Genomic DNA, 26120 nt, shown 5'->3' on the forward strand with positions numbered 1-26120 from the left:
ATGGGATTTTTTTATTTTATTGAAGCTTAGCACGTACTAAACTTTGAATGAATAAGTTTTGGCTTCATTCTTCACTAAATTCATCCCAATCATCGGAAGCGACATCATTATTTTCTGGTAAATAAGGAAGGGTGAAACTAAAAGTTGTTCCTTGTCCGCTGCCAGAAGAAGTGGCAAAGATTGTCCCACCGTGCATTTTTACGATGTCATGAACGATGGAGAGTCCAAGACCAGTACCTCCAACCTTGGAGTTTCTTGATTCATTATCTACTCGATAAAAACGGTCAAAAATTTTAGGAAGAGCGGATTTTGGAATTCCCATTCCTTGGTCAGAAATTGAAATTAGAACATCTTTTTCACGCGTTTCTACTGAAATTGTAATTGTTCCTCCATTTGGAGAGTACTTGAAAGCATTGTTGACAATATTATCAATGACTTGTGCAATCTTATCAGTATCAATCTCAACCCAAACAGGATTATCTGGGAATTTGCGTACAATAGTAAAATCTGCTGTAAAAAAATCGTTTGGGTCGGTTTCCAAAATTTTATCGAGGCGGTTGATTTGAAAATTCAAGAAAGCAACGAGGTTAATCATCTCTTTGTTTAGTATAATTTTATCTTGGTCCATTCTTGAGAGTGTCAGAAGGTCAGAAATCATACGAATCATTCGGTCAGTTTCACTTAATGAAACATTGATAAATGAGGTTGCGATTTCTTTATCGTCAATCGCTCCATCTTCAAGAGCTTCAAGATATGCTTTGACTGAGGTAAGTGGAGTTCTAAGTTCATGCGAAACATTTGAAACGAATAAACGTCGTTCACGTTCAGCTTTATCTTGTTCAGTCATATCATGTAAAACGGCGATAATACCAGAAATAAAACCAGATTCACGGCGGAAAAGAGCGAATTTGATGCGCAAGGCAATAAATTCGTTACTTGAAATACGAGTTTCAATCGTGATTTCAGGCTCTTTTTCTAGCAAATCATAAAAACTATATTGATTGGCAATGTCGAGAATGTCAACAATATTTTTTTGCATCAACTCAGGTTCGGTTGTATTGAGATAATTTAGAGCAGACTTATTGCACATGATGATATTTCCGCGTCGATCAGTAGCAATAACGCCATCAATCATATATGCCAAAATACTATCGAGCTGATTTCTTTGATTTTCTAAATTGTTCTGAGTACGCGCAATATTTTCATCAAGACTCTGAATTTTGTTATAAAGTTCAGTAAATTCACTGTCTCCTTTTGGAGGGTTATTCTTTGATAAGTTTCCATTTTTGATGTCATCCATTTGTTTAGAGACATTTTGGAGTGCTTGATGTTGTTGAACAACAAAAAATAATACGAAAAGTAAAGAAAAAAGATAGTAGCCAAAAAAAGAACCAAAATGAGCAATATTATACTCAGGTTGACTAACAAAAAGAATGACAAAAAGAAGTAGATGAATAGCTACTCCTTTAAAGATGATTGAGTGAAAAAATTTAATCATGTGGGTTGCTCATGTAATAGCCGACACCACGACGTGTTGAAACATATTGTGGGCGACTTGGGGTGTCTTCAACTTTTTCGCGTAAGCGACGAACGGTAACGTCAACAGTACGAACATCACCAAAGTAGTCATAACCCCAAACAGTTTCGAGGAGGCTTTCACGAGTAATAACTTCACCAAGATGTTGTGCAAGATAGTAAAGTAACTCAAATTCGCGATGAGTAAGGTCAAGTTGTTTATCGTTTTTGTATGCAGCATAGTGAGTTGGGTTGATGCGGAGGTTTCCGATTGTCAATTCTTTTTTGACATTATCATTTGACTCAGCAGGGCTAGCATTGACACGACGTAAGTTAGCTTTAATACGAGCTAAAAGTTCACGATTTGAAAATGGTTTTGTAACGTAATCATCTGCACCGAGTTCAAGACCAATGACTTTGTCAAATTCACTATCTTTTGCTGAAACCATGATAATTGGTGTGTCAGAAGTTTTGCGAATTTCACGAGCAACATCAAGACCATCAATTTTTGGTAACATGAGGTCAAGTAAGATAAGGTCAGGTTGAAATTCTTTGAAAGCTTCAAGCGCTGCTTCACCGTCGAAAGCTGTAAAGACTTCAAAGCCTTCTTTAGTTAGATTAAATTTTACGATGTCAGAGATTGGTTTTTCATCGTCAACAACAAGGATTTTTTTCATAGTTGCCCTTTCAGAGAGGTTATTTTTTATTAGTGAATATTTCTTGCATTTATTTGTATTGACAAATAAAGAAAGCTGTTTCAGATATATTATACAATTTTTAGTAAAATTACGCAAAAAGTGATGCTTTTCGTTCAAAAAAAAGCGGATAAAATGTTCGATTTTTGGTATAATAAAGCCTATGAATGGAATTTTAATCACCCTTGAGGGTCCAGATGGCGCTGGTAAAACAAGCGTTTTAAAAAATATCTTGCCTGAATTAGAGAAAATGAAGCAAGAGGTTGTCGCCACACGCGAACCTGGTGGTGTTCGTATTGCTGAGGAGATTCGCCAAATCATCTTGAGCACTGAAAATAGAGAGATCGACTCTAAAACAGAACTAATGTTATTTGCGGCTGCGCGCCGTTTACACATGCAAGAGAAAATGTTACCCGCTTTGCGAGAGGGTAAATTGGTTATTGTTGACCGATTTATTGATTCATCAGTAGCTTACCAAGGCTATGGACGTGGTTTGGGTGTTGAGGTGGTTAATTGGCTGAATGAATTTGCTACAGATGGCTTGAAACCTGATTTAACACTATATTTTGATATTGATACAGATCTTGCTCTTGCGCGTATTATGAAAAATCGTTCAGAAGAAGTTAATCGTTTGGATCTTGAGCGTGCAGAAATGCATCGCAAAGTTCGTCAGGGTTATCTTGAGATTGTAGCAAAAGAGCCTGAACGCTTTGTGAAGATTGATGCAAGTCAGTCTCTTGAAAAAGTGGCTACTGATGCATTAACGGCAATAAAAGAACGATTTAACAGCAAATTTTAAGCTGTTTTGTTAAAATTCGATAGGATTTTATATCACGGGTGTCCATTCGTTCCATCTCCGCTTTGCTTCGCTGTCGATTTCACTAAGCCACCCACTAGGTGTAACAACTAGCATATCCGTTGCTGCTTTAGCGCAAACGGCTATCCTATAAAGTGGCAAGTTCAAATCGCAATTTGCTGAAGCAATAAGGCGAAATGGTTCACTACGACACGAAAATGTCTAGTCGAAGTCGCAACTCGCTGAAGCGATAAGTCGAAGTTCCTAGTGGTAAATGCAATTAGTGTAGCGTGGCGCCGTTTGTGTGCCATAAGGTTTGCGCAAGCAATGTCAATCTGTTCTTGGTTTTTACTACGGATTAGCTATAGTTAAGCAGCTCAAATTACTTCAGGTTTGAGCTGACTAATCCTGAAATGTACTGACAGAAAGTTGTCAGTAATCAAAAAAATTGTCAGTGAGTATTTTTTGATTTTTACTGACGAGAAGATTGCTAGTGAGAGAGGTTTTAATGGAGATAGCTGAAATACAACCCCGACTTTTTGGCCAATTTTCTGCGATATTGCGGCAGAAAAAATTGAGTCATGCCTACTTGTTTTCAGGTAGTTTTGGTTCTTTTGAAATGGCAATTTGGTTAAGTCAGGCGATATTTTGTGAAAATTTGACGGATGGAATTCCTTGTGGTCAGTGTCGTCCTTGCAGACTTGTTGTTAAGCAGGAATTTGCGGATTTACATCTCATTGTACCAGAAGGGCAAACGATAAAAACAGCACAGATTCGTGAGTTAACGCAAGTTTTTTCAGAAGCGGGTTATGAAGGGACAAGGCAGGTTGTTTTGATTCGTGATGCAGAAAAAATGCATCCGAATGCGGCGAATGCTTTATTAAAGTCTATCGAAGAACCTGAGAGTGATGTCGTCGTATTTTTGTTAACAAATAATGAAAATATGATATTACAAACGATAAAGTCTAGGACACAAGTGATTATATTTCCCAAAAATACCCTGTATTTGCAGGAGCTTTTGGAAAAAGAAGGAATTTTACGAACTCAAGCGGAGCTTCTTGCGGAAACTTCTGACTCGCTAGAGACGGCACTTAGCATTTCGCAACAAAGTTGGTTTATCGAGGGACTGAAGAAATTGCAGCAATTTGTAAAATTGTTAAAAACATCAACTGATGAAACTTTTTTGTATTTGTCAGAGCTGACAGATACTTTTGATGATAAAGAGAAGCAAAATCAGGCATTTGACTTGCTTTTGCAATTGTTAGCTCAAGAGAAAATGAGCTCATATCTTTTGAAAACATTTAAAGCAGTAAAAATGTGGAGAAGTAATGTGCGATTTGAGTCGTGTCTTGCTTTCGTGGTAATTGATGTTTATGATAATTGAGTTCGCACCACCAGAAGCTATGAAAAAAGATAAAATGGAACCTGCTCTACGAGCAGATCTACGCGACCTTGTCGCTCCGCTGTCCGTTTGCTTAGGAGCTGAGCTCCAAGAGCAAAAGGCAACCACATTTTTCTATCTACGTGCTTTCAGCACTACGCTGTCCATTGGATTGCCATTTGGCGTTGCTGCTTTAGCAGCTTACAGCTAATGGTCATGCGAAGCTATGTGCTGAAGCACAAAGAGCCAAATGGCATTTTTCTACGCTTCTTAGCGAGGTTGCTCATATCTTGATATAATGGTGGCACAAAGCATCGGAGGATTAAATGATTTATGAAGTGAAATTTGAACATGGTGAAGCAAACGCTTTTGCAGAGTCAAACCTTGAACTTGTGGCTCAAACAGGGGTCATAATGCAATCGGATAAAGGATTATTTTATGGCAAAATTATTCGAAAAATTGATGCGAACGTGGAAACCTGTTTCGATGTGTTAAAAGAAGTTTCAACAGAGGATAGAGAAGAGATAAAATCACTTGAAGTACACTCTTTAGAAGCTAAGACAAAAGTTCGGGAGTTGGTTAAAGCACAAGATTTGGATATGAAAGTGATTAATGTTGCTTATAACTTTGATAAAACTCAGTTGTTCATTTCGTTTACTGCGGAAAATCGTGTTGATTTTCGTGTTTTGCTAAAGGAATTAGCAACGACTTTTAAGACACGAATTGAGTTGCGTCAGATTGGAACGAGAGATGCGGCTCAACTTTTGGGAGGCATTGGACCTTGTGGGCGTCCTCTGTGTTGCACTAATTTTATGTATGAGTTTCCCAATGTGTCCATTAAAATGGCGAAAAATCAAAATTTATCTTTGAAACAAAGTAAGTTGAATGGACTTTGTGGTCGTTTGATGTGCTGTTTAACCTACGAGGATAAGTTTTATCAGGAAGCACAGGAGTTTTTCCCTGATTTTGGGGAAGCTGTTGCTACCGAAGAAGGTCGTGGCAAGGTAATCGGACTTAACATCTTAAAAAATCGTGTGAAAATCAGATTTGAAGAGTATAGCAAGGAATTTGACCTTGCGGAAATTGAGGTGAATCGTGGCTGAGAAATACGAAATTTTTGAACAATTGGGTGAACTGGAAAATACATTAAATACGACATTGGCACAAGTATCTAGTATTCGTCAGGTGTTAGAGGCATCAATGACAGAAAATGCAACGCTACGCATGGAGCTTGAGAAATTGCGTGAGCGCTTAGCGGAATTTGAAAAGAAGGAAGTCAAAAAGAGTCAGACTAAAGACCAGCCCAATCCAAATTTGATTCAGATTTTTAACGAAGGTTTTCACGTCTGTCACTTGCATTATGCAGAACGCTTGGCTGAAGGTGAGTCTTGCTTAGACTGCTTGGAGTTGTTATATCGATAATGGAAAAATTTAATATTCAGCGTTCATTCAAAGGCGAAAAAGTAGCAGGAACGCTCTATTTGGTCCCTACTCCGATTGGAAATATGCAGGATATGACGTTACGTTCGTTGGAAACGTTAAAAACTGTGGATTTAATTTGCTCGGAAGATACGAGAAATACGCTCCGTTTGCTCAATCATTTTGAAATCAAAGTGCCGCAAGAGTCCTTTCATGAACATAATTCACACGAGAAGATTCCTAAGTTGCTTGAATTTTTGCATTCTGGAAAGTCGATTGCACAGGTGTCTGATGCAGGAATGCCTTCAATTTCAGACCCTGGTCATGATTTGGTCAAGGCTGCGATTTCTGTAGGGATTGATGTGGTGGCTCTGCCTGGAGCTTCTGCTGGGATTACAGCGTTGATTGCTTCGGGATTGGCACCACAACCGCATATTTTTTATGGCTTTTTGCCACGAAAAAAAGGGAGCAACGGCAGTTTTTTGAGAGTAAGCGATACTATCCTGAAACTCAAATTTTTTACGAGAGTCCTTTTCGTGTGGCGGATACGTTAGAAAATATGAAGGAAAGTTATGGAAATCGACAAGTTGTTTTAGTGCGAGAATTGACAAAAATCTATGAAGAATATCGGCGAGGAACGATTTCTGAAGTTTTGTCATCGCTGACAGAACAAGCGATAAAAGGGGAATGTTTGATTATTGTATCGGGTGCTGATGAAAATGTTGTCAGTACTGACGAACCTGAGCTGACCGCTTTAGAAGCTGTCAGTACGCTGATTAATGAAGGTTTGAAGACTAATGTTGCAATTAAACAGGTTGCTAAAGAGCGTGGCTTGAATCGTCAGGAGTTGTATGCTCAATTTCATGATTTATAAAAATAGAAACCACCATAGTATTTTTTTATGGCGGCTTTTTTTAGTTTGTGTTAAGATAGTGTTTATATTGGCTTACATTTGTGAGTGAACAGTAAGATGTAATGAAGCAAAGACTTATTCAGTAGGAGTTTCAACTCCTACTGAATTTAGTCGGGCGAAATTCAAAGCTTAGAGCTGCTTCATCTCCCACCTGCAGGGTGGGAGTGTTAGCACGCTCTTGTTTTGATATAATCGCTCAAATCTTTCTGTCAGTACTGACAGCTTTTGATGTTTATAACTTGAGTCACTGAAAAAATTTTGACTCAAATGTTCAAGGAGAAATGGATGAAAAAAATAAAACTTATAGCTGTTGCAACACTTGGGCTTGCTTCTATCTCTCTGCTTGTGGCTTGCTCATCTCAAAAGAGTTCAGGCGCAGCTAAAGATAAGGTAACAACGGTAACCGTGGCGACTTCGGGAGACTCAAATCCGTATGAGTATACGACAAGCAACGGGAAAATGACGGGCTTTGAATACGACATTTTGAAGCAAGCAGACAAAGATTTGAAGGATTATCAATTCAAATTCAAGGTTTATGATGACAGTGCCATTTTAGCAGCTTTGGATGGTGGTCGTGCACAGATTGCTGCAAATAATTTTGGTAAAACAAAGGCGCGTGAAGAAAAATATTTATTTAGTTATCCGGTTCGCCAAGGGATTGATGCGATTTTCTCAACATCGAAAGAAAATATCACAAAAATTTCACAACTTGCGGGCAAAACAACAGAGATTCCGACAGGGACAAACTATGGAGATATGTTTGAAACTTGGAACAAGAATCATCCTGACAAAAAAATTAATGTTAAGTATAGTCAGCGTCCACTGACAGACCGGCTGTCAGCAATTTCATCTGGTCAGATTGATTTCTTATTTGCTTCAAAGTCTGCTGCTGAAAATTTGGTAAAAGAACACGCCATAACGGGTTTGGTGGATACTATTCCAACCGACTTGGATAAACAACCTGAATTTAAAACATACGATTATTTTGTGCTTGACAACAGTCAAACTAAACTTCAAAAAGCTTTAAATGCAGAACTTAAAAAGCTTTACGAAAATGGCACATTGAAAAAACTGTCAGAAAAATATTTCCATGACAGCCATATTCCAGCTGCTGATCAATTTCAATAAGTTGAAGTGATTACTTTATTGGTGGGGCTCTCTCCTCCACTAATGTTAGCACGCACTTGCTAAGTTAAAAATTACTGACAGTTTTTTGTCAGTAATTTTTTTGTTTTGGAGTGTTTATCAAAGCAAGGACGTGCTATCTCCGCCTTGCGGCTCCGCTGTCGATGCTTGCCAAGGCGCTACGTGCTTCGCACGCCGTTCTATGAACGGTCTATGCACCTTCGTTGATCCGCTGTCCGTTTGATTGCGACTAGAGAAAATGGACAAATGTTTTACGGAACTCCCACTGAATAAGTCTTGCATTCATTTTTAGCAATGACCATCCACATTCTCATTTATCCACTGATTTTTCTCATCATCAAAAATACGTAAATGTTTGTCAGCGCAGACAAAGTTAATAATTTCTTTTCGATTTAATCCTGTTTTATCAATGGCTGAACGGATGGTAACGATTTCCATTTTCTCAAGTGCAAGACGTAATTCTTCTAATTTATTTTCCATAATTTTATTATACTTTATTTTGTCAGTACTGACAGAAATTTGTCATTGACGAATTTTATGGTAAAAGCTTGATTTTCGTGTGGAAATTTTATAAAATTGTCAAGTACGTTTTCGTATCTATCAGGTTAAATGTGATGAGCTATGCTACAAGGCGAAGTATTTAATCGGTGAATAAAGCTTTGCGTAAGCAAAGTGTCGGAGGCAAAATGACAATTAACAAAATGGGCATAGGAATTGCTCATTCCAAATTAATTTTGATTGGCGAACACTCTGTTGTCTACGGACAGCCAGCGATTGCGCTTCCTGTCACAATCTTAAAGACAACAGTGACAATTACCGCTTCAAAATTTGGACAATACATTGAAAATAATGAATTTCGTAGAAGATTAGACTTGATGGGTGATGAGTTTGAAGGAATTCGTCAATTGATTATGCGCTTGCTTGCCAAATTTCATTCTTCAAGCATGCCATTTTCTTTAGAAATTGACTCAAATATTCCTCTAGGTCGTGGGCTTGGTGCATCAGCATCACTTGCGACAGCGATTACAAGAGCAATCTATGATTTCTTCGATACTGAACTTTTAGAAAAAGATTTAATCTTTTATGCCAATTTTTCAGAAAATATTACTCATGGGAAATCTTCTGGAATTGATGTGGCAACAGTCAACTCTGAACACCCACTTTGGTTCATCAAAGATGAAGCTATTGAGCCGTTTGAGCTAAATCTCCACGGTTTTATCGTCATCGGAGATACAGGAGTTCATGGATTCACAAGCCAAGCGATTAATATTGTTAGAGAAAAACTAGTAGAAGAAAAACAAGTGACACAAGCTTATATTGACCAACTTGGTGACTTGGCGAAAGCTTCAAAAAGTTTCCTCATGACAAATAAATTATCAGAACTCGGACAAGTCATGAATAAAGCACACTCCGTCCTATCTAGTCTTGGTGTTTCTCATCCAAGATTGGAAACTTTGGTTGATGTAGCACTGAAAAATGGAGCGCTCGGAGCGAAGCTTACAGGTTCAGGACTGGGTGGTGTGATGGTTGCCTTAGCTGAAAATGAAAAAGATGCGATTCGAATCAGCCAGCGTTTGTTGAAAAGTGGTGCAAAAAACACATGGATTTACTCTTTTTAGCCAAGCGTTTAACTTAACAAGTGCGTGCTATCTTCCGCCCTTTGGGTTCCACTGTCCATCCTCGCTACGGTGCTACGTGCTTCGCAAGCTGTTCTGTGAACGGTCTACGCAACTTCGTTGCCCCGCTGTCCATTCGTTCTAAGCCAGCAAAGCTGGCAAGACGAAATGGTAAGAGCAAAAGGCAAAGCACCTAGTAGGAGTGGCAATTCCCCCACCAATGAAGTAATTACTTCAAAAATTCAAACCTTATGCTTAGTACTGTCTATAAAGTAGTTTGTTTTAAATTTTTTATAAACAACTCAAAAATGAGTAGTATAAGAATTGGAATATTTTTGGAAAGTTTGGTCCAATAAGTAAAAAACATTGCTTGATAGCAGTGTTTTTTCATTCTAAGGCATCAACTAATCATCTGTTTCAAAGCTATCGTTCAATAAGCAGATTTAGCTAAAAAATAGTATAAATAATGTATAATTGTGGAACTGATACTGTTTAACTTTTGAAATGGTCTAATATATTTCTTACGGTATCGGGGAGCTAATGAAGAGAATCAGATGTTCTATGGTGTTCCGTTTGCAAAGGAGAAAGTAATGCGTAAACTTGTTTTGTTTTTACACTCGTCATTGGACGGGTTTGTTGAAGGTCCCAAGGGCGCGATGGATATTGGCTTTGTATCTTATGATGCTGACTTGGAAAATGAAGCTAAAAATATTCTGAGTACAGTGGATACGGTGGTTTGGGGACATGGCACCTATGAAATGATGTATAGTTATTGGCCGACCGTTCCAGAAAATCCTGATGCTTCGTCGTATGAGCGCAATCACGCAAAATGGATTGAACAGGTGGAGAAGCTTGTCTTTTCAACGACTTTGGATGAAGTAAAATGGAACAATACACGCTTAGTGAAAGAGAATATTGTCGAGGAGATTCAAAAACTTAAATCAACGTCAGGTGGTGATTTGCTGATTTTAGGGAGTCCGCGCTTAGCACATTTTTTGATGACACATGATTTGATTGATGAGTATAAAATTACAGTTTCTCCCGTTCTAGTAGGCGGTGGTTTGAGATTGTTTGAAAAAGGGGTCCACCCTACCAAACTCAAATTAATATCACAGAAAACTTTTGATTCAGGCGCTATGAGTCTTGATTATGAAGTGATAAGATAAGTGATGCTCTGGTTATCAGAGCATTTTTATATTTTAAAAGAGTTATTTTTCAAAGTGACAAAACTTATTACATTTTTGTTATAATAAATTAGAAAACGCATTCATCAATAATTTGGTGAAAAATAAATAACTTGAAATTTTCTATTTTAGTTGGTAGGATAAGCATCACTACAGATGATTCTGTGTACTTTAACGAGTTTACTAATTATCAACTGAACATTTAGTGGATGGATAATTGTGGTCCGAAATGCTCTTGAATTTTAAAGTGAGGCAGTATACTCACTATTTTTGTTTTTTTGCGAGTTTAGCTTCTAAATCATTAAACATGATGGAGAAAAAAAGTATACATTGCTTTTGTTCTGCTTCGGAAAGAACATTTCTTGTATTTTGAAAAGGAGATTAAAATGAAACAATATTTTTTAACAGAGGTGTCTGGTGGAGTTGTTCAAGGACATGATTTTGGTTCGTCAAAAATGGCAACAGATTATTTTGACCAAGCACAAAAGATTTATCCACAAGCTGAATTTGTAAATTTAGTTCGTTTAAATATTGCTTTACAAGATAAAGAGGGAAGCGAAACAGAGATTGTTTTGAACAAATATAATAACCAGCTTGAATCAGAACTAAAAATAAAATATCCAGAAGCAGAAATCAGTCACTTTGACCAGTTTTAAAAGGCTAATATTATCGTTAAGATTGTGTAAAAACTGAGTTTAATGTTTGAAATTTGTTCTAAACCATAATTTTTTTATCAAAACAAGTGTGTGCTATCTCCGCCTTATGGTTACGCTGTGGATGCTCGCTACGCCACTAGATGTAACAACTAGCATATCCGTTGCTGCTTTAGCGCAAACGGCTATCCTATAAAGTGGCTAGTCGCAATCGCAATACTCCGACCTCTTGGCTCGGAGATAAAGCAGCACTATCTTCGCTGCGTTACGCTGTCCATACTCGCTATGGTGCTACGTGCTTCGCACGCCGTTCTGCGAACGGTCTACGGCCACTGTCCGTTTGCTCTTGCAGGGTTCGCCTGCTAAGCAAACGGACAACGTAGCGTAGCGAAGATAGCGACTAGAGAAAATGGACAAATGTTTTACGAAACTCCCACTGAATACGTCTTGACTTCATTTTTTACTAGCTCTTATCAATCATGGTCATATTTTGATATAACTGAATTCGTACGATTAGAAATGAGAGAAAAAAGATAAATCTCCGTGCTTTCAGTACTACGCTGTCCGGCTTATGTTGCTTTCGTACAAAGAGCCAAATGGCATTTTTCATCATTTCTTGTCAATCGTACTCACATCTTGATATAATTGAGTTCGCAACACCAGAAGCTATGAGAGAAGATAGCTCCGCTGTCCATTCTCGCTACATCGCTGAAGCGATGAGTCGAAGTGGCAACTGGAACCTGCTCTTTGAGCAGAACCACATTTTCCTATTTCTCTCCGCTTCTTGACGGTGTTGCTCACATCTTGATATAATAGTTTCATGAAAAATATTGTCACTGCTAGAGCGCATACGAATATTGCGCTAATTAAATACTGGGGAAAGTCAAATATTGACCTTAATCTTCCAACAACGAGTTCTTTGTCAATGACGTTAGATTCTTTTTATACAACGACTTCAGTGAAGTTCACGGATAGAGCTACTGACAGCTTGATTTTAAATTCTGTCAGTGCTGACAGAACTCGTATCAGTAAGTTTTTGGATATGATGCGCACTCAATATGGTGATTTTCCAAAAATTTCAGTGACTTCTAAAAATCATGTACCAACTGCTGCAGGATTGGCTTCAAGTGCTTCAAGTTTTGCTGCCTTGACTGCAGCAATGTTTGGAATTTTGGAGCTGGAAAAAAATGAACAAGAAATGTCCAGAATTGCTAGACGAGGCTCTGGATCAGCTTCGCGCTCTATTTTTGGAAACTTCGCAGTGTGGAATAAAGGATGGGATGATGCATCGTCTTATGCCGAGTCTTTCTATGATCAAGATATCGGTTTATCTATGATTGTTGCTGAGATTTCGGCTGACCAGAAGAAAATGTCTTCAACAAAAGGAATGCAACTTGCTCAAACAGCTCCTACCTACAGTACATGGGTAAAAAGATCAGCGCTTCAACTTGAAGAGATGAAATCAGCAATTATTCAAAAGGATATTGAAAAAATTGGTCTCATTGCTCAAGACAATGCGTTAGGAATGCACGAACAAAATCGGTTATGCAAAATACCCTTTGACTATTTTACTAATCAAACAAGACGAATTATTGATTTTACCAATCACTGTTACAACAGCGGTTTGTTCGCATTTGTCACTATTGATGCAGGGCCAAATGTAAAAATTATAACAGATAGAGCAACTGAGCAGGAACTCTTGGCTCAATTTCGTGCTGAATTTCCAGAAATGACTTTTGATGTAGCTCACGCTGGAGGCGGCTATGAATATCTCTAATAAAGCTGTTACGGTAAGAGTGCCAGGTAAGCTGTTCTTTGCGGGAGAGTATGCTGTGACGCGTCCTAATGGGCTTGCGCTTGTCACAACAATCGAAACAGATTTTGTTGTGACGATTTCCAAAAGTGAAGGAAAATCGCGTTTACACACTAATGTCAACCTTCCTGACTTTGAATTTATGCTCGCTCATATAAGCTTTGACAAAGAAAATATGTGGAATTTTGCACTGACAACTCTTTTGAAAACGCTGTCAGCACAAATAAGAAATCTGTCAGTACTGACAGAAGAAATTTGTGTGGAAATACAAAGTGAAATGGGCTTTGGGGTGCAAAAAAAAGGCTATGGTTCAAGTGCCTCCGTTGTTTGTGGTATGGTCAATGCAGTAAACGAATATTTTGGTTTGGAGCTTACTCTGGAGGAACGTTTTGAAATCGCAGCAACCACGCACTTTGAGGTTCAAGGCAGCGGTTCAATGGGTGATATTGCAGCAATTATGTATGGTGGGAGTGTTTTTTACCAAAATCATCATCGAGTTATTCCAGTAGAAATTCCATGGAAAACTTATGTTCTTCAAACAGGAAAATCAGCGAAAACGAGTGAAAAGCTAAAAATTGATTTATCAGAAGATTTTTTTGTCGCATCAGATGAATTAGTCATTGAGATTGCCACAGCAATTGATATCAACGATTTTGAGTTATTTAAAGAAAAATTACTCGAAAATCAGTTGCTTTTATTAAAAAATATTCCAGATGGCTACATGACTTATAAATTGTCAGTAGGTTTAAATTTGGTAAATAGTCATCCTGAATTAGCTGGCAAGATTTCAGGAGCAGGATTTGGTGAGAATATTATTATCTTTGCAAAAAGTGATGAAAACATTGATGAACTGCGGGAAAGATTAAAGAATTATGAAATCGAATTGATAGAATCAAAGATTTCAATGAGAAATAAATAATGAAAAACGAAAAAGACATTCACCAACATCGTAAAGATGAACATCTTTCATTGGCCATTAAATATTGGAAAGAGGGAAGAAATCAGACTTCTGGTCTGGCTTTTTCTGATTTGCGCCTGATTCCCAATACACTTCCAGAACTTGCAATAGACGATATTGACTTGACGACAGAACTTTTTGGTGCAAAATTCGACTTTCCGTTTTATATTGAAGCCGTGACAGGCGGTACTGAGCGATGCGATAAGATTAATCAACAGTTTGCGCAAGTGGCTAAAAATCAAAATCTTGCAATGGCAGTTGGCTCTCAGTCTATCGCGCTAAAATTTCCAGAGCTTGCCAGCGGATTCAAAAAAGTTCGTGAAATTAATCCAAATGGTTTCTTATTTGCTAATCTTGGTGCGGGACATTCACTGGAAAATGCTAAACGAGCAGTTGATATGATTTCGGCCGATGCATTAGAAATTCATGTGAATACAGCACAAGAACTACCAATGGATGAAGGGGATAGAAGTTTCTATTGGTTAGAAAATATTAATGAGATTGCTACAAAATTAGAGGTTCCTGTTGTTGTAAAAGAAGTTGGTTTTGGTATTTCTCAGAAAACATTTAGACAACTTTCTGAAACAGCTATTTCAGCAATTAATGTTGGTGGTAATGGCGGGACAAATTTTGCTTGGATTGAACGTAGGCGCGGGAAAAATGGGTTTAATATTGACGAATTTGGTTTATCAACAGTAGAAAGCTTGTTTGAGGCAAAGTTTGCTGACAATAAAAAACCGTTGATTGCAACAGGAGGAATTTCCTGTGCGCAAGATATTCTGAAAAGCTTGATTTTAGGCGCAAAAATGACAAGTTCAGCTGGTTTCATCCTGTCAGTACTGATGGAATCGGGTTCTGAAGCTGTAGAACAGATGTTGAAAAATTGGAAGCAAGATTTGGAAAAGCTTTGTGTGCTGACAGGTTCGAAATCACTGACAGAGCTTCAAACAGTAGAGTTACTATTCTCAACGAACACATTGAATTTCATTCAACAACGAAAATAAGCAAATTATTTGGAAATGGAAGCGAAATCAACTATAATGTGAATAGAATTAAAATAAAATGAAGAGCTGAAATTCACAATAGAGTGAACAGTTCCCCATATTTTAAAGGAGAATGACCATGGCATTTACATTACCTGAACTTCCATACGCACACAATGCGCTTGAACCTTTCTTTGACGAAGAAACAATGCGTCTCCATCATGGAAAACACCATCAAACTTATGTGAATAATCTTAATGCAGCGATTGAAAAGCATAATGAACTTGATGACAAAACACTCGAAGAATTGCTTACAAACTTAGACACGATTCCTGAAGACATTCGTGCTGCCGTTCGTAACAATGGTGGTGGTCACTTGAATCACTCAATGTTCTGGGAATGGCTCTCACCAAATGGTGGTGGTGTTGCAACAGCAGAAATCGGTGATGCGATTACAGCGAAATTTGGTTCATTTGAAGAATTCAAACTTCAATTTAAGGCAGCTGCAACTGGACGTTTCGGTTCTGGTTGGGCATGGCTTGTTGTTAAAGATGGTGAACTTGCGATTACATCGACTGCAAACCAAGATAATCCAATTTCAGAAGGTGCAAAACCAATTCTTGGTCTCGATGTTTGGGAGCATGCATACTATCTCAAATATCACAATGTTCGTCCTGACTACATTGAAGCATTCTTCAACCTTATCAATTGGGATAAAGTGAATGAGCTTTATGCAGCAACTAAATAAAGATAAAAAATACTGATAGGATTTCTGTCAGTATTTTTTTGTTCTGTATCCTAATATGTTTTTTAAAGAAATAGAGGGAGTCAGCTATCTCACAGGTGGGTACAATGCGAGCGAGCTTGGTTACATGACGCACTATCTCTGCTCTTATGGTCAGCACTTAGTTATCGAATTTCCCGAAAATCTAAAGGTAAGTTATCTGGAGTAACTCCGAAAAATGCAGACATTGCAACAATAAAAACAAGTATCTTAAAAGTTTATTTTCTGTTATAATAGGTTGAAGTCCCTTCCATGGATAAAATAAGGTGTAAAGCCGATAAATGAAAGAAAAAAATGAATTTTACAGACTTTAATTTTAAAAAAGAAATCAATCAAACATTGGAAAATATTAATTTTCAAAAACCAACAGAAGTACAGGAAAAATTAATTCCGATTGTGCTTTCTGGACGTGATCTTGTAGGTGAATCAAAGACAGGTTCAGGAAAAACGCATACTTTCTTGCTTCCAATTTTTCAAAATTTAGACATGACATTAAACGAAGTTCAGGCAGTTATTACAGCACCATCAAGAGAACTTTCGACTCAAATTTATAAAGCTGCTCAGGAATTTGTAAAAATCAATCCATCAATTCGAGTATCAAACTTTGTGGGTGGAACAGATAAAGCTAGACAAATCAAGAAATTAGAAAACGGTCAACCACATATTGTTATTGGTACACCTGGACGAATTCATGACCTCATCAAGTCTGGAGCTTTGATTGTTTATACCGCAAATACGTTTGTCGTAGATGAAGCAGATATGACACTCGATATGGGATTTTTATCAGATGTTGATAATATTGCATCAGCTTTTGGCAAGAAGGTTCAAATGTTGATTTTCTCAGCAACAATCCCTCAAAAATTACAACCTTTTCTCAAAAAATATTTGCACAACCCAGTGATGCAAACGATTGCTAATAAAACAGTGATCTCAGATACTATTGAAAACTGGCTTGTTTCAACAAAAGGAGCCTCTCACAATCAACTTTTGTTACAAATTTCCCAAGCGATTAATCCTTATATGGCAATGATTTTTGCCAATACCAAAGGTCGGGTTGATGATATCCATCATTTCCTTGTAAGCAATGGAATTAAGGCGGCAAAAATTCATGGTGATATTCCTCCACGGGAACGCAAACGTATCATGAACAGTATCAAAAATCTTGATTATCAATATGTTGTTGCAACTGATATTGCTGCGCGTGGTATTGATATTGAAGGAGTCAGTCATATCATCAATGATGAGATTCCAAAAGATCTTACTTTCTTCGTGCACCGTGTTGGTCGTTCAGGACGTAATGGATTGACAGGAACAGCGATTACTCTATACAGTCCATCTGATGATTCAGCGATTCGCGAAATAGAAAAAATGGGTGTCACTTTCCAACCTAAAGCTGTAAAAAACGGTGAAATTGTTGACAGTTATGACCGTGACCGCCGTGAAAAGCGTGAGAAAAAACGGGACGAAATCTCATTGGCTACCAGAGGGGCATTAGCCAAAGGTAAAAAGAAAGTTAAGCCAGGCTATAAAAGAGCTATCAAATGGCAAATCGAAGAAGAAAATAAGAAAAAACGCCGTGCAGAACGTAATAAAAATGCACGCAAACAACGTGAAAGTCGTAAACAAAGTTTTTAACCTAGTAAATGCATGTTATCTCCGCCCTTTAGGCTACGCTGTCCTCTATTCGTGTGCAAGCATAGCTTGCAACGGTAGAGACAAAGCAATCAGACAAACTGGCAATCTCTGATTTCGTTCTACTGCCTTAGAGTCTTAGTTAGGGACAGAGTGACCTTATATTTTGTTAACATTGGTTGGAGAAAGCATCTCCCACCAATGAAGGAATCACTTCAATTTATGATGAAAAAAATATTAAAAATTTTCTTTGCCATCATTAGTCTAGGAATTATCTATGCCGTAATTTGTCTAGGATTGGTGCTGACAAAAATCAATACTCGTCCGTCAGTGCTGACAGGCTATCAGACTATTCTAATCTTAGGAAGTAAAATTGATGGAAACAATTTACAACATTCTAAACCGGCTCAGATGACTAGAAATCGATTAGATGCAGGGATAAAGTTAGCAAAACTTAATCCGGAAGCTAAAATCATTGTTACAGGTTATAAAGCTTCAAATGAAAATGTTAATGAGTCTGCTGGTATGGCAAAGTATTTAGAGGATAATTCTGTCAGTGCTGACAGAGTCATAAAAGAGCCAAAAGCACGTAATACCTATGAAAATTTACGCTATTCAAGTCATTATTTTAAAGGTAAAGTTATCTTAGTGACTAGCGATTTTCATTTAGAACGAAGTTTAGTTTTAGCTGAAAAACAACATTTGATTCACATTTCAGGATTTGCGGCAAAAACGACCTTAAAAAATAAGTTGGAGATTATGAGTGCTTATTTTCATGAAACGTTAGGACTAGGACGAGCTTTGATTTTTGGTCATTAACATGAGTTAGCTTACTTAATAAGTATTATTTAATTTCATATATTCTACACGAGAGGAAAAATATGTTTCAGCCTGAACAAATAAGTAAATTAAACGATCTCGAAACACTTGTATTTGATTTTATTATTAAATCACCTGAGCAGGTACAGCAGATGACTATTCGAGATTTAGCAAGTCATGTTCATGTTTCAACTTCTACAATTGTTCGTCTTTGTACCAAGCTTGGCTTTGAAGGTTGGGCAGATTTAAAATTTTATCTAAAAAATCAGACACGTGAAAAAACACCAGAGGAACAGCATTACGATAATATGCTTGAGTTCAATATGTTTCTCAGGAGAATGAATACAGATGCTTACCAATCTCGATTAAATAAGGCCGCACAAATGATCTCAGAAGCGGATTATACTGTATTTTTAGGATTAGGCACGTCAGGCTCTTTGAGCGATTATGCAACAAAATATTTTGTTAATACAGGACTTCGTAGTTTTGTGATAACAGACCCATTTCAAGCGATTCAAGTAAAAGGGATTGGAAACATTGTAGCGGTTATTTTGTCTGTATCTGGTGAAACAGAGCAAGTAGTTAACAAAGAGCTCGAATTTAAAGCGAGCGGAGCAAAAATTATTTCAATCACAAATCATGAAGATTGTACGGTCGCTAAATTAGCAGACCATCAACTTTCATATCATTTGATTAATGAATGGTCGAAACAATATCCTTTAGGCAATCTAACAACTCAACTTCCTGTATTAGCGATATTAGAGATTCTTGCTCATAAATCAATTGACTACCTTGTTAATAAAGAAAAATAAGTGTTTCATTGTAGCAGTAAAATTCTGTTTCAAAATTAGAAACATATTTTAAGAAAATTTCTGCTTTAGGCGGAAATTTTTTTTACAAAAATGTGAAAAAGCTCAAAAGAATAAGAGTTCTAAAGTATCGTATTTTGTTTTTTTATTGGTTGAATTCCTAGTTTAATCAATTAGATAACGCTTGCATTTCTAAAATGAAAACGTTATAATAATTTCATGGAAACGTTAATATGAGACGTTAAGAAAAGGAGAAATAATTATGGCAGAAAAAGTTATCGCACTCGCATGTGCCGCTGGTATGTCTACTTCATTGTTGGTTTCTAAAATGCAAAAAGCAGCAGCAGAGGGAGGAAAAGATTACGAAATCTTCGCTAAATCAACTGCAGATATTGACAATATGCTCGCTGGAACAGGTTCACCAAAACCAGATGTATTGTTGTTAGGACCACAAGTTGCATTCATGAAGGGTGAAGTTGCCAAAAAGGCAGAAGCCGCAGGTGTTCCTATGGAAGTTATCAAAATGCAAGACTACGGTATGATGCGTGGAGATAAGGTTCTTGCAGCAGCAGAAGCAATTATGAAATAGGATTCAATTTAACAGTTAAAAGTGGGGAGCGTTAAGCTCCTTTGCTATATCTTGGGTTTTGTAATTTGTTTTGACTTTTGAAACAAAAAAACAAGCGATATACAATCAAAAATAAGCGATTTATTGCAAATACTCTGTGATAAATTGACTAAAATGTAGCGAACAATAAAGTTTTGAGCGTCTGAAGTTATGGAGAACCTGATACCAAAATAAGCGCTCTCACATTTTAAAGGAGAAATTATGAGTGATAAATACGAAAATCCAACCAGTGATGAATACATGGGAGTAGTAATGGGAATCATCATGAGTGGTGGTAATGCCAAAGGGTTGGCTTTTCAAGCGATTCAACAAGCTAAAGATGGTGATTTTGAAGCAGCTGAAAATTCATTGAACGATGCAGGAGAACAACTTCGTGAAGCACATGATGTTCAGACAGACCTTTTGACGCGTCTAGCTCAAGGGGAAAAGATTGGTTGGAATCTTTATATGGTTCACGCTCAGGACCACTTGATGAATGCGATTACTTTTAAAGACCTTGCGGTTGAAGTTGTTAATCAAGAAAAACGCATCCAAGCCTTGGAAAATAAATAATTTTTAAAAGTTGCGTCTAACGCAGCTTTTTTATACTAGCTCCACTTTAAAATACAGCAGGATATTATATTACGACTATTCATACACAGTGACTATCCGTTCTATCTCCCTTTTGCACTGCTTCCGAGTTCACTAAGCCATTAGGAGAAACAATTAGCATATCCATTGCTGCTTTAGCATCCTATAAAGCCCGGAAGTTCAAATCGCAATTCAGCAAAGCTGGCAAGACGAAATGGTAAGAGCAAAAGGCAAAGCATTAAGGCGAAAGTGTTTGATACAGGAGTTGGAGTCGCAACCTGTTGGATAACAAGATAAGAAATGTCTCATTCACAGTCATAGAGTGAAGGAGAAGTGTCATCCAATTATAGTTTGTGAGACGAGTTGTTAGTGTGAAAAAATTTTTATCTTATCTTATCTTATTTTTAAATAGTTTATAGTAAATCTTATCCAAATCACAAAAGGAGGAAAATATGAGTTTTTTTGGGAATGTTGATTTTCAAAAACTGACCTACACAGAGCGTATAATCTATAGTTATCTACGTGATAATGTTGATAAAATTCCATACCTACATATTCGGGACATTGCCTCAGAAGCTCATGCTGGAACTTCGAGCGTCATGCGGTTGGTACATAAGATGGGATACAATTCTTATACAGAATTTAAAGAATATGTGACCAAGAAAAAACAACTTGAAGAAGTAGAACCTAGTGCCTCAACACCGTTTTCTTTAGATATTTTTCCAGAAAACTTTGAGCAACGTTTGGGTGAATTAGCACATCGAATCATGGAGAGCGATAATATTATATTTACAGGAGTGGGTTCCAGTGGCCTGATTTGTGACTATGCAGCCAGAAGACTTGCAGGAGTTGGAATTAATACTTTTTCATTTAGTGATGTGACTTATCCTATCACTTCAAAACTCCGTAACACGACAAATACATTAGTGATTGCACTGTCTATTTCAGGAGAAACTAATGAGATTATTGAGGTATTAAATAGTTTACGACCAAATAAAGATGTCTATATCTCGTGTATCACGCCAAAACTAAGTTCAACTATTGCCCAGTTGAGTGATTTTGTGCTTAATTATCGTGTCACTGAACGCAGAATTAACACACATTATGATTTGACAAGTCAGCTTCCGACGGTATATCTTGCTGAAAGACTTACTGATTTGGTATATGAATTATCCGAGTAAAAGCCAAGCCTGGCTTTTTTATTTTCTGTTTTGGCTAATAAGCCAGCAATAATTTGTAGAAAAATTGAATGAAACGAGGATTTTATCAAAAATATCTGTTCCAAAAGCTTAGAATCATAAAACAAAATAACATTAAAAATAGATGACAAAAATAACACAAAGTCCTAAAACTACGAGTTTAAGAATAGTTTAAGATGACATTTTTTGGTACAAGATAATTCAAAATTGGCACGAAACCTAATTAATGAAAACGCTTTGAATTTAATGGGAAATACTTGATAAGAAAGCGTTTTAATAATACAATGAAGATGTGAAAAATATGAATGGAATATAAATATTGTTTGCTGGACAAGCTTTATAGACCATTTGAAAAGTAAAGGAGACTGTTCTAATATGAACAATTTTATTCAAACAAAAATCATGCCTCCAATGATGAAATTTTTGAATACACGTGCTGTTACAGCAATCAAAAATGGTATGATTTATCCAATTCCATTTATCATCATTGGTTCGGTATTCTTGATTCTTGGACAATTACCATTCCAAGCAGGTCAAGATTTCATGAACAAAATTAAGCTTGGCCCCTATTCTTACAAATTAATAATGCTTCATTCGGTATTATGGCGTTGCTTGCCGTATTTGGGATTGCCTATGCTTGGGTACGCGATGCAGGGTATGAAGGCGTGCCTGCTGGTTTGACTGGTGTGATTGTTCACATCTTGCTTCAACCAGATACTGTCCATCAAGTAACAAGTGTTACTGACCCAACAAAAACTTCAACTGCTTATCAAGTCGGTGGTGTCATTGACCGTGCCTGGCTTGGTGGTAAAGGGATGGTTCTTTCAATCATCGTAGGGCTTTTAGTAGGTTGGATTTACACAGGATTTATGCGTCGTAATATCACAATCAAGATGCCAGAGCAAGTACCAGCAAACGTTGCGGCATCGTTCACAGCCCTTGTTCCTGCGGGAGCAATTATTACTTTGGCCGGTGTTGTTCATGGTATCACAACAATTGGCTTTAATACAACTTTTGTCGAATTGGTTTATAAATGGATTCAAACACCATTGCAACACGTAACTGATGGTCCTGTCGGGGTATTTGTTATTGCCTTTATGCCAGTATTTATCTGGTGGTTCGGTGTGCATGGTGCTACAATCATCGGTGGTATCATGGGTCCATTGCTTCAAGCAAATGCTGCTGATAACGCTGCACTTAATAAAGCGGGTCATCTTGATCTTGCTCATGGTGCGCATATCGTTACTCAATCATTCATGGACCAATACTTGACAGTTACTGGTTCTGGGTTGACCATTGGTCTTGTTGTATTCTTACTTATTGGTGCAAAATCTGTTCAAGGTAAGACACTTGGTAAGATGGAAATTGGACCTGCAGTCTTTAACATTAATGAACCTGTGTTATTTGGTCTTCCAATCGTTTTGAACCCAATCCTCGGTATTCCATTTATCTTGGCACCTTTGATTTCAGGTATCTTGACATATCTAGTTATCTATCTTGGTATTATTCCTCCGTTTAATGGGGCAGTAATTCCTTGGACAACTCCTGCTATCTTATCTGGCTTACTTGTTGGTGGATGGCAAGGTATGGTGTGGCAAATTATCATGCTTGCAATGACAGTTGTCCTTTATTGGCCATTTGCTCGTGCCTATGATAATGTCTTACTCAAAGAAGAAGCTGAAACAGAATCAGAACTTCATGCTGCAGAATAGTTTTTAAGGTAAAAAAGAGATGAGCTCAAGTATATCTTGGCTTGTCTTATTAAGAAATAAAATTTAACCAAGCAAGTGCCTGCTAATCCCCCCTCTCTTTTAGGTGGAGGGCTAAGCAGCACTATCTACGCTGTCCATTCGCTCTATCTCCGTTTCACTGCGCTGTCGATTCTCGCTACGGCACGGACGTGCCTAGTCGAAGTCGCAACTCGCTAAAAGCGATAAGGCGAAATGGCAAGCTTTGCTTTCGTTCTACTTCATTGGTGGGGATTCTTTCTCCCCACCAATGAAGTAGTCACTTCAATAATTTTAAAAAATATAAGGGAGAAAATATGGCTTTACGTAAAGATTTCCTCTGGGGAGGAGCTGTTGCTGCTCATCAACTTGAAGGAGGATGGAATGCTGGTGGAAAAGGACCATCGGTAGCCGATGTGATGACAGCAGGAAGTAATGGTGTTGAACGACGAATTACGGATGGTGTCCTTGCAGGGGAAAATTATCCGAATCATGAAGCAATAGACTTTTATCATCGTTACAAAGAAGATGTTGCTTTATTTGCCGAATTGGGTCTAAATTGTTTCCGTACATCTATTGCGTGGACGCGTATTTTTCCAAATGGAGATGAAGAAGAACCCAATGAAGAAGGATTGCAATTTTATGATGATTTATTTGATGAATGCTTGAAAAATGGGATTGAACCTGTGATTACACTTTCTCATTTTGAGCTACCTTATCATTTAGTGACAGAATATGGTGGTTTCAAGAATCGTAAATTGATTGATTTCTTTGTCCATTTTGCTGAAACGGTCATGACACGCTATAAAGATAAAGTCAAATATTGGATGACTTTTAATGAGATTAATAATCAAGCGAACTTTATGCGTGATTTTGCTCCTTTTACTAACTCAGGTTTGAAATTTCCAGAGGGAGCAAGTGATGTAGAACGTGAAGAAATCATGTATCAAGCGGCTCATTACGAGCTTGTTGCCTCTGCTAAAGTGGTTGAACTTGGGCATAATATCAATCCTGACTTCCAAATTGGGTGTATGATTGCGATGTGTCCGATTTATCCAGAATCTTGTAAACCAGAAGATATGATGGCAGCGACTGTTGCGATGCAAAGACGTTATTGGTTTGCCGATGTTCATGTTCGCGGACATTATCCAAACTATTTAAAGGCCTATTTCGACCGTAAAGCGTTTAAATTAGACATTACAGATGAAGATATTACAGCTTTAGCAAATGGATGTGTGGATTATATTGGCTTTAGTTATTATATGAGTTTTGCCATTAAGGATCATGATAAAGCGCCTTTCTTTGATTACAGTGAAGATAAAGATTTAGTTAGAAATCAGTTTGTTGAGGCTTCTGAATGGGGCTGGCAAATTGATCCTCTAGGCTTACGGTGGAGTATGTCATGGTTTTATGAGCGTTATGAAAAGCCCCTTTTCATTGTAGAAAATGGTTTTGGCGCTGTAGATGAATTAGAGGCTGATGGTACGATTCATGACCAATATCGCATTGATTATCTTAGTGCACACATCAAAGCGATGAAAGAGTCTGTCGAGTATGATGGTGTAGACTTGATGGGTTATACGCCTTGGGGCTTCATTGATTTAGTTTCTGCAGGTACTGGCGAAATGAAGAAACGTTATGGTTTTATCTATGTTGATAAAGACAACGACGGAAACGGAAGTTTATCACGGTCTAAAAAAGATTCTTTTGCGTGGTATCAAAAAGTAATTGCTACAAATGGTGAGAAGCTCTGAAAGTGATGTGACTTTTTTATACTAGTTTTATTTTAAAATCTGATAGACTTTTATACTCACGGGTATTCATTCGCTCTAAGTCGTTGAAGCGACAAGGCGAGGCAGCTGGCAGGTCATAGTCATGTTTTTGTGTCATGAAGTTGCGGAGTAAGGTTAATCTGTTGTTGATTTTTACGATGGATTAGTTGTAGCAGTAGGATTTGAATCAAGATTTACTTTTGAGATATGAGAATATCCTATACGAGAAATTTAGTGATTAGTAGGATAAAATAGATAGAAATGATACTTAATAAATTAAAAAGACGGTTATTCGTCTTTTTAATTTTAATTTTATTAAATTGTAATAAAACAATTCTTTTGAAAAACAAAAGAAGCTATACATAATTCAAAGAATACGCTGTAAAGAGTTTTGGTTTTTAATAGGACTGAGATACAAAGATTTTAAGGCTTAAATGAAAAAAATGAAATTTAGATGTTACTTTTTTATCATTATATTTCAAAACTGCGTATGATGGAGTTGAAAAGGCTTTGACATATTTTTTCATTTTGCTAAAATGAGTTTACTAAAAGTGCTTGATGTACTGGAAAGGAAACGCTATGCAGGCAAAATTTAAAGGTAAGCTTGTGGATGTTTGGAAAATTTCTCACAGGCCAGTCTATGAAACTTGGGTAAAGCAAGCTTTTGAGAAGTCAATACTTTCTTGGAATGAGAGAAATCAAAATGTGCTGAATTTTGAATCGGGTGATTTGGCGCTTGTTGGTGATTTTCTAGTGAGAGAGCAGTCTGGAGAATTTCAAGTTGTGAGCGAGGAGCGTGTAAGCCAAAAACTTGATATTTTGGAATTCAATATGTGATGGTGATTGTCGTTAGGGACAATTAGGGTCAAATTTTGGATTTTGGTTATGACAATTTAAAAATGTTTTTGAAAAAAATCTATTGAGGTTGCTAGTTGTAGTTCATGCTTGCCTTAAACTTAATTTTCCGCTATAATAGTTAATGTTGTGGCGGCGTAGTGAAGTGGTAACACATGGCTCTGCAAAAGCTTAATCGTCGGTTCAAATCCGATCGCCGCCTTAATAAAGCATGCTCTCTTGGGTATGCTTTTTTTGATGAATTTGTGTTAAA

At 37.3% G+C, this 26120-nt stretch carries 24 protein-coding genes, 1 tRNA gene and 2 pseudogenes; 24 read left to right on the top strand and 3 right to left on the bottom strand.

Translation table 11 applies throughout. From position 1 onward, the window contains the following. Positions 1 to 64 precede the first annotated feature (64 nt). Together FLP15_RS04865 and yycF are read right to left on the bottom strand one after the other, a co-directional pair. On the bottom strand, positions 65 to 1498 hold the full coding sequence (locus FLP15_RS04865; protein WP_142766218.1) for an ATP-binding protein: 1434 nt from the start codon (positions 1496 to 1498) through the stop codon (positions 65 to 67). Then, positions 1491 to 2192: a response regulator YycF gene (yycF, locus tag FLP15_RS04870; protein WP_120773178.1), complete on the bottom strand. Its 702-nt coding sequence runs from the start codon at positions 2190 to 2192 to the stop codon at positions 1491 to 1493. Before yycF ends, FLP15_RS04865 begins: the two co-directional genes overlap by 8 nt. Before the next feature lie 181 nt (positions 2193 to 2373). On the opposite strand from yycF, the gene tmk reads away from it, so the two are divergent. From tmk to FLP15_RS04905, 7 genes and pseudogenes are all read left to right on the top strand, one after another. Continuing rightward, a complete protein-coding gene (gene tmk / locus FLP15_RS04875; protein ID WP_142766219.1) occupies positions 2374 to 3009 on the top strand; it encodes a dTMP kinase in 636 nt (211 codons plus the stop codon). A gap of 505 nt (positions 3010 to 3514) precedes the next feature. Next, positions 3515 to 4390 carry a DNA polymerase III subunit delta' gene (locus FLP15_RS04880; protein ID WP_142766220.1) on the top strand — a complete coding sequence of 292 codons (876 nt, stop codon included), beginning with the start codon at positions 3515 to 3517 and terminating at the stop codon, positions 4388 to 4390. Then, positions 4380 to 4598 (top strand): hypothetical protein, encoded by a 219-nt coding sequence (locus tag FLP15_RS04885; protein ID WP_223804731.1) that lies wholly within the window; start codon positions 4380 to 4382, stop codon positions 4596 to 4598. The genes FLP15_RS04880 and FLP15_RS04885 overlap by 11 nt, the downstream gene beginning before the upstream one ends. A gap of 115 nt (positions 4599 to 4713) precedes the next feature. Next, entirely contained in the window at positions 4714 to 5490 is a 777-nt protein-coding gene (locus FLP15_RS04890; protein WP_142766222.1) for a PSP1 domain-containing protein, read from the top strand. Further along, positions 5483 to 5809 carry a DNA replication initiation control protein YabA gene (yabA, locus tag FLP15_RS04895; protein WP_142766223.1) on the top strand — a complete coding sequence of 109 codons (327 nt, stop codon included), beginning with the start codon at positions 5483 to 5485 and terminating at the stop codon, positions 5807 to 5809. Before FLP15_RS04890 ends, yabA begins: the two co-directional genes overlap by 8 nt. Beyond that, positions 5809 to 6680 (top strand): annotated as a pseudogene (rsmI, locus tag FLP15_RS04900) (16S rRNA (cytidine(1402)-2'-O)-methyltransferase). The gene yabA and the pseudogene rsmI overlap by 1 nt, the downstream one beginning before the upstream one ends. Before the next feature lie 324 nt (positions 6681 to 7004). Then, positions 7005 to 7847, top strand: coding sequence for an amino acid ABC transporter substrate-binding protein (locus FLP15_RS04905; RefSeq protein WP_142766224.1), 843 nt, complete (start codon positions 7005 to 7007; stop codon positions 7845 to 7847). A gap of 306 nt (positions 7848 to 8153) precedes the next feature. Here the strand turns inward: FLP15_RS04905 and FLP15_RS04910 are convergent, their stop codons facing one another. Next, positions 8154 to 8345: a hypothetical protein gene (locus FLP15_RS04910; RefSeq protein WP_120773184.1), complete on the bottom strand. Its 192-nt coding sequence runs from the start codon at positions 8343 to 8345 to the stop codon at positions 8154 to 8156. 206 nt (positions 8346 to 8551) lie between these two features. Between FLP15_RS04910 and mvk the strand changes: the two genes are divergently transcribed. From mvk to FLP15_RS04995, 17 genes and pseudogenes are all read left to right on the top strand, one after another. After that, the gene (gene mvk, locus FLP15_RS04915) at positions 8552 to 9484 is read left to right on the top strand and encodes a mevalonate kinase (RefSeq protein ID WP_120773185.1); all 933 of its coding nucleotides are present in this window, start codon (positions 8552 to 8554) and stop codon (positions 9482 to 9484) included. 587 nt (positions 9485 to 10071) lie between these two features. After that, on the top strand, positions 10072 to 10647 hold the full coding sequence (locus FLP15_RS04920) for a dihydrofolate reductase family protein (RefSeq protein ID WP_142766225.1): 576 nt from the start codon (positions 10072 to 10074) through the stop codon (positions 10645 to 10647). 404 nt (positions 10648 to 11051) lie between these two features. Beyond that, a complete protein-coding gene (locus FLP15_RS04925; RefSeq protein ID WP_142766226.1) occupies positions 11052 to 11321 on the top strand; it encodes a hypothetical protein in 270 nt (89 codons plus the stop codon). A gap of 817 nt (positions 11322 to 12138) precedes the next feature. Beyond that, on the top strand, positions 12139 to 13095 hold the full coding sequence (gene mvaD, locus FLP15_RS04930) for a diphosphomevalonate decarboxylase (RefSeq protein WP_142766227.1): 957 nt from the start codon (positions 12139 to 12141) through the stop codon (positions 13093 to 13095). Then, complete coding sequence (locus tag FLP15_RS04935) at positions 13082 to 14050, top strand: mevalonate kinase family protein (RefSeq protein WP_142766228.1); 969 nt, start codon at positions 13082 to 13084, stop codon at positions 14048 to 14050. The genes mvaD and FLP15_RS04935 overlap by 14 nt, the downstream gene beginning before the upstream one ends. Next, on the top strand, positions 14050 to 15093 hold the full coding sequence (gene fni, locus FLP15_RS04940) for a type 2 isopentenyl-diphosphate Delta-isomerase (protein WP_142766229.1): 1044 nt from the start codon (positions 14050 to 14052) through the stop codon (positions 15091 to 15093). The genes FLP15_RS04935 and fni overlap by 1 nt, the downstream gene beginning before the upstream one ends. A gap of 118 nt (positions 15094 to 15211) precedes the next feature. Further along, complete coding sequence (locus tag FLP15_RS04945; protein WP_142766230.1) at positions 15212 to 15820, top strand: superoxide dismutase; 609 nt, start codon at positions 15212 to 15214, stop codon at positions 15818 to 15820. A 330-nt stretch (positions 15821 to 16150) separates the two neighbouring features. Continuing rightward, positions 16151 to 17491, top strand: coding sequence for a DEAD/DEAH box helicase (locus tag FLP15_RS04950; RefSeq protein ID WP_142766231.1), 1341 nt, complete (start codon positions 16151 to 16153; stop codon positions 17489 to 17491). A gap of 198 nt (positions 17492 to 17689) precedes the next feature. Beyond that, positions 17690 to 18307, top strand: coding sequence for a YdcF family protein (locus tag FLP15_RS04955; RefSeq protein ID WP_223804732.1), 618 nt, complete (start codon positions 17690 to 17692; stop codon positions 18305 to 18307). Between the two features lie 62 nt (positions 18308 to 18369). Further along, positions 18370 to 19119, top strand: a complete 750-nt coding sequence (locus tag FLP15_RS04960) for a MurR/RpiR family transcriptional regulator (RefSeq protein ID WP_142766232.1) — start codon at positions 18370 to 18372, stop codon at positions 19117 to 19119. Between the two features lie 259 nt (positions 19120 to 19378). Next, the gene (locus FLP15_RS04965; RefSeq protein WP_142766233.1) at positions 19379 to 19705 is read left to right on the top strand and encodes a PTS sugar transporter subunit IIB; all 327 of its coding nucleotides are present in this window, start codon (positions 19379 to 19381) and stop codon (positions 19703 to 19705) included. Between the two features lie 240 nt (positions 19706 to 19945). Beyond that, positions 19946 to 20296, top strand: coding sequence for a PTS lactose/cellobiose transporter subunit IIA (locus FLP15_RS04970; RefSeq protein ID WP_120773196.1), 351 nt, complete (start codon positions 19946 to 19948; stop codon positions 20294 to 20296). Positions 20297 to 20766: 470 nt separating this feature from the next. Continuing rightward, positions 20767 to 21495 carry a MurR/RpiR family transcriptional regulator gene (locus FLP15_RS04975; protein ID WP_142766234.1) on the top strand — a complete coding sequence of 243 codons (729 nt, stop codon included), beginning with the start codon at positions 20767 to 20769 and terminating at the stop codon, positions 21493 to 21495. Between the two features lie 393 nt (positions 21496 to 21888). Next, a pseudogene (locus tag FLP15_RS04980) lies at positions 21889 to 23225 on the top strand (PTS sugar transporter subunit IIC). A 332-nt stretch (positions 23226 to 23557) separates the two neighbouring features. Beyond that, positions 23558 to 24994, top strand: a complete 1437-nt coding sequence (locus tag FLP15_RS04985) for a 6-phospho-beta-glucosidase (protein WP_142766235.1) — start codon at positions 23558 to 23560, stop codon at positions 24992 to 24994. Positions 24995 to 25591: 597 nt separating this feature from the next. Beyond that, positions 25592 to 25849, top strand: a complete 258-nt coding sequence (locus FLP15_RS04990) for a hypothetical protein (RefSeq protein ID WP_142766236.1) — start codon at positions 25592 to 25594, stop codon at positions 25847 to 25849. A gap of 149 nt (positions 25850 to 25998) precedes the next feature. After that, positions 25999 to 26069, top strand: a tRNA-Cys gene (locus tag FLP15_RS04995). Positions 26070 to 26120: the final 51 nt, after the last annotated feature.

The organism is Lactococcus protaetiae (genome assembly GCF_006965445.1).
In the GTDB taxonomy this organism is placed as follows: Bacteria; Bacillota; Bacilli; order Lactobacillales; family Streptococcaceae; genus Lactococcus; species Lactococcus protaetiae.